Origin of the sequence: Nocardiopsis prasina DSM 43845 (assembly GCF_000341265.1) — a bacterium.
GTDB lineage: Bacteria > Actinomycetota > Actinomycetes > Streptosporangiales > Streptosporangiaceae > Nocardiopsis > Nocardiopsis prasina.
The window spans coordinates 1-8,158 of record NZ_ANAE01000130.1 but is presented as its reverse complement, the minus strand read 5'-3'; the positions used below and the strand labels follow the sequence as shown (position 1 = coordinate 8,158).

Sequence of the window (8,158 nt, the reverse complement as noted above, 5' to 3'; positions counted from 1 at the left end):
GGCGGTGAGGATCGACTCCGGGTGGAACTGCACCGCGTACCAGCGCGCCACCGGGTCCTCGATCGCCATCACCACCGGTTCCTCACCGGGTTCGCCGTCCAGGACGGCGGTGACCTCGAAGTGCTTCACCAGGTCCGGGGTGCTGTAGGTGGAGTGGTAGCGGGCGGCGGGGAAGGTGTCGTCCTCGCCCAAGCCGGACAGCAGCCTCCCGCCGGACACCCGGACGCGGCCGGGCTTTCCGTGCACGGGCGCGGCCAGGGTGCGCAGCTCTCCCCCGGCGTGCTCGACCATCCCCTGGAGACCCAGGCACACCCCGAACACCGGCAGGCCACGGGCGGCCAGGGCGTCCAGCAGGTCCGCCATCGCGAAGTCCACCGGCAGACCGGGCCCGGGCGAGAGGACCACGAGGTCCGGGGCGAGCCGGTCCAGGAGGTCGGGGGCGAACCCGTAGCGGACGGTGGTGACCTCGGCGCCGTGCCGGCGCACGTAGTCGGCGAGGGTGTTGACGAAGGAGTCCTCGTGGTCCACCAGCAGCACCTTCATGCCCGCTCCGGGCAGCGGTGCCGGGGCGGGCTCGGGCCGGGCGTCCAGTGCCGGGCCGTCGGCGAGCTCCTCCCCCAGGGCCAGGGTCTCCAGCAGCGCGCGGGCCTTGAGGAAGGTCTCCTTCTCCTCCGCCTCGGGGTCGGAGTCGTAGAGAAGGGTCGCTCCCACGCGCACGGCCGCGACGCCGTCGCGGATGTGGGCGGTGCGCAGGGTGAGGCCGGTGTTCATGGAGCCGTCGAAGTTGACCACCCCGANTCCCCCCCCCCGCCGCCCCCGCCGTACCAGCGGCGGGGGCTGGTCTCGTGCTGCTCGATGAACCGCATCGCCCAGGTCTTGGGCGCCCCGGTGACGGTGACGGCCCACATGTGGGTGAGGAAGGCGTCCAGGGCGTCGAAGTCGCGCCGCAGGGTGCCCTCGATGTGGTCGACGGTGTGGATGAGCCGTGAGTACATCTCGATCTGACGGCGGCCGATCACCTTGACGCTGCCCGGTTCGCACACGCGTGACTTGTCGTTGCGGTCCACGTCCGTGCACATGGTGAGCTCGGACTTCTCCTTGACCGAGGAGAGCAGCTCCTGGATGTTCTCGGCGTCGCCCAGGGCGTCCTCCCCTCGGCGGATGGTCCCGGAGATCGGGCAGGTCTCCACCCGCTGGCCGGTACCGGGCTCGCCGGTGACCCGCACGAACATCTCCGGTGAGGCGCCGACGAGGTACTCGCCCTCACCCAGGTTGAAGAAGAACTCGTAGGGCGCGGGGTTGCGCTCGCGCAGCAGTTCGTAGAAGCGGGCCGGGGACGTGCAGCGGGCATAGGTGCGGTGACCGGGGACCACCTCGAACAGGTCACCGCGACGGAACCGCTGCTTGGCCTCGGCCACCACCTGGGCGTAGGAGCCGGGCTGGGGGCCGGGCGGGACCTCGGCGGCGACCACGGGCGGGGTCGGGCCGGTCTCGCGGGGAAGCCCCTCCGTGGTGGCCTCCGCGCGCTCCTCGGTGGCGGGGACGGTGAACTCGTAGGTGTAGCGCACGCACGTCTCGCGCTTGCGGTCGCGGACCACTATGGCGTCGGGCAGGTGCAGGACCAGGTCGCGGTCGGCGGGGTCACGGTCGATGTGCCGCTGGACCGGCTCGAACTGGAAGGCGAGGTCGTAGCCGAAGGCCCCGTACAGGCCCAGGTTGGAGTCCTCCGGGCTGCGCAGGGCCGCGACGACGGCGCGCAGGGCCGTGAACACGCTCGGACGGCGGCTGCGCTCCTCCTCGGTGAAGAAGGTGTCGGGGTCGGGGTCGGGGACCGTGACGGCGACGTGGTCGGCGCCCCGCTCGCGGTCGCTCCTCCCGGGAACGGTGTCGAGCGCGTCGGCCAGGACGGGCAGCAGGACCCGGCCCCGCTCGTTGAGGGCGGTGGCGGTGACCCGGCGCCCACGGGTGCTGATCTCCAGGCAGGGGTCCACGTACCCCAGGTGCCAGCGGTCGTAGCGGCCCGGATACTCCATCCCCGAGGAGAGGACCCCGCCCCGGCGGCCCTCCAGGGAGGTGACGAGTCCGGTGAGGATCTCGGGGTCACAGGGGGTGGCGTTGCGTCGGACGGTCACGCCGCTCGGGGTGCGGTACGTGGTGGTCTGTGCGTCGCTGGGCTTCACGGCCGGGGTCCTTTGGCGCTCTGCGGTCGGGTGGTCATCGCCGTCCGGGGCCGTTGGATACGACAAACGACCGCCGGTTGGGGGCGGTCGCTGCGGTGTTCGTGGAACGCGAACTGTCGGTGCGCCGCCTAGGAGCGGCGCCACCACTGTCCCTGGTGGGTCGGACTGGTTCGCATGTGGCCGAGTGTAGCGGGTACACGGCGGCGGGTGGGCCCGAACACGAAAACCCCCGCCCGGTTCCGGGAGAGGGTTGGGTCCTCGTCCGCGCACGGGCGGACTGGCGTGCGCCACGGCGGCCTGCTAAGCTACGGCACCCACGCCACTTCAATACGGCATCACAGAACTTCCTAAGGGCAAGGTTAGCCACCAGATGGACTCCTGTCAATACGACCGTTCGACGCCCTCCGCTCAGGAGGCCGCGGTCACGGTCGAGCAGGCCCGCGTCAGCGCCATGTACGAACGCCTCGACGCCCTGCGCGCCCGGACCGGCCAGCGGCTGGCCGACGCCCACCTCCAGGAACGCTCCGGGTACGCCGCCATCGTGGAACGCGAGACCCGTTCCTACGAGCACGCGCGCCGCAGGGCCCAGCTCGGTTCGGTCGAGGAGGGTCTGTGCTTCGGCCGGATCGACGTCTCCCACGGCCCCGGTGACACCGAGGCGCGCTACGTGGGGCGGATCGGGCTGCGCGACGCCGAGTACGACACCATCCTCGTGGACTGGCGGGCCCCGGCCGCCCGCCCCTTCTACGCGGCCACACCCAGTGCCCCGGAGGGGATCACCCGGCGCCGCCACCTCAGGGTGCGCGGCAGGCGGGTGGTCGGGCTGGACGACGAGGTCTTCGACGCCGACGGCCTCACCGAGGGCGACCGCCGCCAGCTGGTCGGTGAGGCGGCCCTGCTGGCCTCCCTCCAGCGGGGCCGGACCGGACGCATGGCCGACATCGTCTCCACCATCCAGGCCGAGCAGGACCGGGTCATCCGCGCGCAGCTGGCCGGGGTCCTGGTCGTCCAGGGCGGCCCGGGCACCGGAAAGACCGTCGCGGCCCTGCACCGCGCCGCCTACCTCCTCTACACGCACCGCCGGGTCCTGGAACGCCGGGGTGTCCTGGTGGTGGGCCCCAACCCGGCGTTCCTGCGCTACGTCGGCGACGTCCTGCCCTCCCTCGGGGAGACCGACGTGGTCATGCGCACGGTCGGCGAACTGTTCCCCGGCGTGGAGGCCTCCGACCACGAGCCCCACACGATCGCCGCACTCAAGGGCTCCCCTCGGATGGTGGCGCTCGTGCGTGCGGCGGTGACGGACCGGCAGCGCGCCCCCCGGCACGCCTTCGGCGAGGCGGACCTGCGCGTGGAGACCGACGCGGGCACCCTCGTCGTGCCCGCCGACGTGTGCGAGCACGTGCTGGAGACCACCCGCAACCTGCGGCTGCCCCACAACACCGCGCGCAAGTACCTGGTCAACACGCTGCTCGGCGAGCTCGCGCGGGCCGAGTCCCAGGGGCTCGGCCGGCCGGTCTCGGACGAGGACCTCCCGCACGTGGGCGCACGGCTCTGGCAGGAGGAACCCGTCCAGCGGGCACTGGACGCCCTGTGGCCCGACCTCACTCCGGAACAGCTGCTACGCGACCTCTACGCCGACTCCGAGGCCCTGCTCAGGGTGGGGGCGCGGTCCGGGGTCACGGAAGCCGAGCGCCTGGCGCGCCCGGCCGGGGCGCCCTGGACCGTCGAGGACGTGCCGATGCTGGACGAGGCGGCCGACCTCCTCGGCCGGGACGACAGCCGTCTGCGGGCCCGCCAACGGCGGGACCACGCGGAGCACGAGGAACGGGTCCGGTACGCGCAGGGCGTCCTGGACCTCACCGGTCTGACCGAGGACCCGAGGGAGGGGCTGGACGCGCACCTGCTCGCCGACCGCCACCACGACTCCGGACCCGACCTCAGCACCGCCGACCGGGCCGGCGCGGACCGCGACTGGGCCTACGGGCACGTGATCGTGGACGAGGCCCAGGAGCTGTCCCCGATGGCCTGGCGCACGGTGATGCGCCGGGTGCCGACCCGGTCCCTGACCGTCGTCGGCGACGTCGCCCAGACCGGCAGCGCGGCGGGGACCAGCTCGTGGGAAGCCGCCCTGGAGCGGTACGCCCCGGGCAAGGTGCACGTGGAGCACCTGAGGGTCAACTACCGGACCCCCGCGCCGATCATGGCCGTCGCCGCCGACGTACTCCGCGAGGCCGCCCCCGACCAGGAGGTGCCCGAGTCCGTGCGCGAGGAAGGCGACGCCCCGCGGGCCGTGCGGATCGCGGACCTCCGTGACCTGCCCGCGCTGGTCGCCGAGGAGCGGAGGGCCGTCGGCGAGGGCCGCGTCGCGGTCGTCACCTCCGACGCCTCCCTGACCGGGGTGAGGGAGGCTCTGCCGAACGCGCTGCGCACGGACCCGGGTGCGCGGGACGCACCCGGAGACGCCGTGGTGGTGCTGTCCGCGACGCAGTCCAAGGGGTTGGAGTTCGACTCCGTGATCGTGGTCCGCCCCGAGGAACTGCTGGCGCAGCCGCGCGGCGCCAACGACCTGTACGTGGCGGTGACCCGCGCGACCCGGCGCCTGACCGTCGCGCACGAGGCGCACCTCCCGGACCTCCTCAAGCGCCTGGCCGGATGACAACGGGTCCGTCGGGGGCTCCCGGAACACAGGGCCCCCGACGGACTCCGGTCAGGTGTCCCGGACGGACCCGCACTGCTCCAGGTCCCGGGAGGCCTCCAGGTCGTAGGCGTCCTCGACCGCACCCTTGGGCTGATCCCCCTCGGGGTGGTCGTCCCCGTAGCTGGGGGTGAAGGTGTACTCCTCCACGCAGTGCACGGGCGCCACCGCGCGCGACCACATCGGCGCCGCCTCCAGCTCCTCCGCGCCCACGTCGTAGAAGCCGACCTCACCGAAGTGCGAGGTGACCAGCCGGGTGGAGGCCGATCCGCCGGCGACGGGGTGCACGATCGTGTACTCGGTGACCACCGAGAGGTAGTCCCACCCCTGGTCGTCCCGGGCTGCCTCCGCGCGCATCCCGCCGTCCACGCGCACCTCGTCCCCGATCGGCTCGGCGGTGCCGTGGGTGAGGTTGAAGGGCAGGTGGCGGCTGTTGAGCTCGTGGTCCTTGTTACCGAGGTTGTCCAGGTACCACTCCAGGGTCTGTCCGGTGAGGAGTCCGGTGAGTTCGCTGTTGTCCTCACCGAACACGGCGTCCTCGTTGAGGTAGACCGCCTCCAGCAGCTCCTGGGTGTGGGCGTAGGAGCGTTCGACCTGCTCCTGGGAGTAGGGGCCGACCGCCTCGGCCTCGGGTACGGGGAAACCCAGCCCGTAGTCCTCGGCGGGGCTGCCCGCGAAGGGGGCGTCCCGGTCCACCCGGTCGACGGGGTCCAGCTGGGTGAGAACGCCCGTTCCGGGCACGGCGCGGTCCAGGAGGTCCTGGGCCGGCGCACAGCCGACGAGGGGCAGGAAGAGGAGGACCGTCGCCCAGGGGGCGGCGGCGATACGTGGGGGCATGACGCTGACTTTCGTTCTCTATGTGGCAAATGAGAACTTAGTCCGCCTTCTTTACTCCTGACGGCCCGGGATCGCCACACTTGCGTCACGATCCACCGCGGACCCAAAGGCTAGACAGGGAGCATGACCCACACCCCGGGCTCCTCCGCCCCACACCCCCTGCCTCCGCTGCCCCGACCGGTCACCGGCGTCTTCGTCCGCAACGTCCTCCAGACCGCGTGCCCCGGCTACCTGGCCCTGGTGTGGCTCGACGCCGAACCCCTGCACACCGGCGCCGACTTCGCGTTCGTCGATGATCTCCCGGCGACCTGCCCCCACCCAGACGAACCCCTCCCCGAGGAGTACAGGAGGGCCTTCGAAACGGGGGTCCGCGAGGGCCTGGAGAACCGGGGCCGGGGCAGGTCCCCCTACGCCTCGCGGATCGTGTTCCGCGACGCCGCGTGGAGCTGGGTCGACTCCAACCCCCAGAGCTTCGAGATCGCCGGCAGGCGCGCAGCCGTCGAGATCCTGGACTGCGTCCGGGAACATCGCGAACCCCGCCAGGCCGGAGGGAACGCACGGATCGACCGCCCCATCCCACCCATGCCGCACACCCGGACACGCGGATAGGCCCAGGCCCGCCCGTGGACACGGGCGCGTTGTGAAGTTCTGTGCCTGTTCGGTGGACTATCGCGAAATTGTACGTACACTCTGTACGGACAAAGCGTGTACCGGTGCCGTGAGACGTCGGTCCACGAACCCGGTCCCATGTGAACGGACACTTATGAGTGACAGCCAGGGGTCGCTGGTACCCCTTCTCAAGTGGATGAACAAGGTCCCCGGCGGGGCCATGCTCATTCCCCTCGTCCTGGGCTCGATCCTGGGCACCTTCGCACCGGCCGCGCTGGACATCGGCAGCTTCACCACGGCGCTGTTCAAGGACAGCGCGATGCCGCTGATCGCCCTGCTGATCTTCGCGACCGGAACCCAGGTCACCCTCCGCACCAGCGGTCCGGTGCTGGCCACCACGGGTGTCGTCCTCCTCGGGAAGAGCATCATCCCGGGCCTGCTCATCATCGCCCTGGCGATGGTCACCGGTCCCGAGGGCGTCCTGGGGATCTCCATCATGGCGATGCTGGCCGCAGCCACCAACGCCAACGGCGGCCTCTGGCTCGCCCTGACCGGACAGTACGGACGGACGAAGGACCGCGGCGCCTACATCGCCGGGGCCATCAACGACGGTCCGTTCTTCGCCCTGCTGTTCATCGGCGCCTCCGGGCTCGGGCAGATCCCCTTCCTGACCCTGGTCGCCGCCATCATCCCGTTCCTGCTCGGCGTGCTCGTCGGCAACCTCGACTCCCAGTGGCGAGAGCTCCTCACCCCGGTCCCCGCGATCGTCATCCCGTTCTTCGCCTTCGCGCTCGGCACCGGGATCAACCTGGCGGACGTGGCCAGGGGCGGCCTGTCCGGCGTCCTCCTCGGCGTGGCGATCACCCTCGTCACCGGTGGGCTCGTCTACCTCGGCTACCGCTTCCTGCTGCGGCGCGGCAAGGAGTCGGGGATCGGCTTCGCCGCGGGCACCGCGTCGGGCAACGCCGTCGCCACCCCGGCCATCATCGCGGCCGCCGACCCCTCCTTCCTCTCCTACGCGGGCACCGCCACCACCCAGGTCGCCGCGAGCGTGCTGGTCACCGCCCTGCTCGCACCGCTGGTGACCACCTGGGTGCTGCGCCGTGCCGGAGCCGCGCCCGCCGAGGCGGAGCGCGCGGAGATCGCCGAACAGCAGAAGGCCGACAGTGGATCCGCCACTGACGGTCCCGACCAGGAGGAGACCCGGTCATGACCCACACACGCACACCACGGGTGGCCGTGGTCGCGGACGACCTCACCGGCGCCGGTGACACCGCCGTGCAGTTCGTGCGCGCCGGCTGGCGCACCGAGCTCCAGCTCAGCGCGGCGGAGTCCACCTCCGACGTGGTCGCCGTGACCACCGACTCGCGGGCCCTCGCTCCGGAGCGAGCCGCCACGGTGGCCGCCGAGGCCGTGCGCGGACTCCGTGACGCGGGCGTGGACCTGATCTACAAGAAGGTCGACTCGACCCTGCGCGGACCCATCCGCGCGGAGATCGACGGCGTCCTCTCCGTGTCCCCACCCGGAACCGTGGCCGTGGTCTGCCCGGCCTTCCCCGCCAACGGGCGCGTCGTGCGCGACGGAGTCCTGCTGGTGGACGGGGTCGAGGTACACCGGACGGCCGTCGGCGACGACCCGGTCTCCCCGGTGACCGAGAGCCGGATCGCCGAGCTCCTGGACGCCAGGTACGTCCGGCTGACCGGTGACGACACCGAGGCCAACGCGGAGCTGCTGCGCGCCGCCGCCCCGGTGGCCGTCGTCGACGCGGAGAGCGACGCCGACCTGGCCCGGGTCGCCGCCGCCGTCACCGCCCTGGGAGACCGCGCCGTCCCCGTGG

General features: G+C 72.1%; 5 protein-coding genes and 1 pseudogene. 4 read left to right on the top strand and 2 right to left on the bottom strand.

What is annotated here, in order from left to right:
* Positions 1 to 2,180: pseudogene (locus tag D452_RS28290) on the bottom strand (anthranilate synthase component I); the annotation flags it as partial.
* 370 nt (positions 2,181 to 2,550) lie between these two features.
* On the opposite strand from D452_RS28290, the gene D452_RS0114045 reads away from it, so the two are divergent.
* Entirely contained in the window at positions 2,551 to 4,836 is a 2,286-nt protein-coding gene (locus tag D452_RS0114045) for a HelD family protein (RefSeq protein ID WP_017544786.1), read from the top strand.
* Positions 4,837 to 4,887: 51 nt separating this feature from the next.
* Here the strand turns inward: D452_RS0114045 and D452_RS0114040 are convergent, their stop codons facing one another.
* Positions 4,888 to 5,712: a hypothetical protein gene (locus tag D452_RS0114040; protein WP_017544785.1), complete on the bottom strand. Its 825-nt coding sequence runs from the start codon at positions 5,710 to 5,712 to the stop codon at positions 4,888 to 4,890.
* Between the two features lie 123 nt (positions 5,713 to 5,835).
* On the opposite strand from D452_RS0114040, the gene D452_RS0114035 reads away from it, so the two are divergent.
* The 3 genes from D452_RS0114035 to D452_RS0114025 all read left to right on the top strand — a co-directional run.
* Complete coding sequence (locus D452_RS0114035) at positions 5,836 to 6,321, top strand: hypothetical protein (protein ID WP_017544784.1); 486 nt, start codon at positions 5,836 to 5,838, stop codon at positions 6,319 to 6,321.
* Between the two features lie 154 nt (positions 6,322 to 6,475).
* The gene (locus D452_RS0114030) at positions 6,476 to 7,534 is read left to right on the top strand and encodes a 2-keto-3-deoxygluconate permease (protein WP_017544783.1); all 1,059 of its coding nucleotides are present in this window, start codon (positions 6,476 to 6,478) and stop codon (positions 7,532 to 7,534) included.
* The coding region (locus D452_RS0114025; RefSeq protein ID WP_017544782.1) for a four-carbon acid sugar kinase family protein at positions 7,531 to 8,158 on the top strand (628 nt) is incomplete at its 3' end. The genes D452_RS0114030 and D452_RS0114025, both read left to right, overlap by 4 nt.

Coding starts and splice junctions, on each gene's coding strand:
- D452_RS0114035 (WP_017544784.1), top strand. CDS start 5,836: ATGACCCACACCCCGGGCTCCTCCGCCCCACACCCCCTGCCTCCGCTG.
- D452_RS0114045 (WP_017544786.1), top strand. CDS start 2,551: ATGGACTCCTGTCAATACGACCGTTCGACGCCCTCCGCTCAGGAGGCC.
- D452_RS0114040 (WP_017544785.1), bottom strand. CDS start 5,712: ATGCCCCCACGTATCGCCGCCGCCCCCTGGGCGACGGTCCTCCTCTTC.
- D452_RS0114030 (WP_017544783.1), top strand. CDS start 6,476: ATGAGTGACAGCCAGGGGTCGCTGGTACCCCTTCTCAAGTGGATGAAC.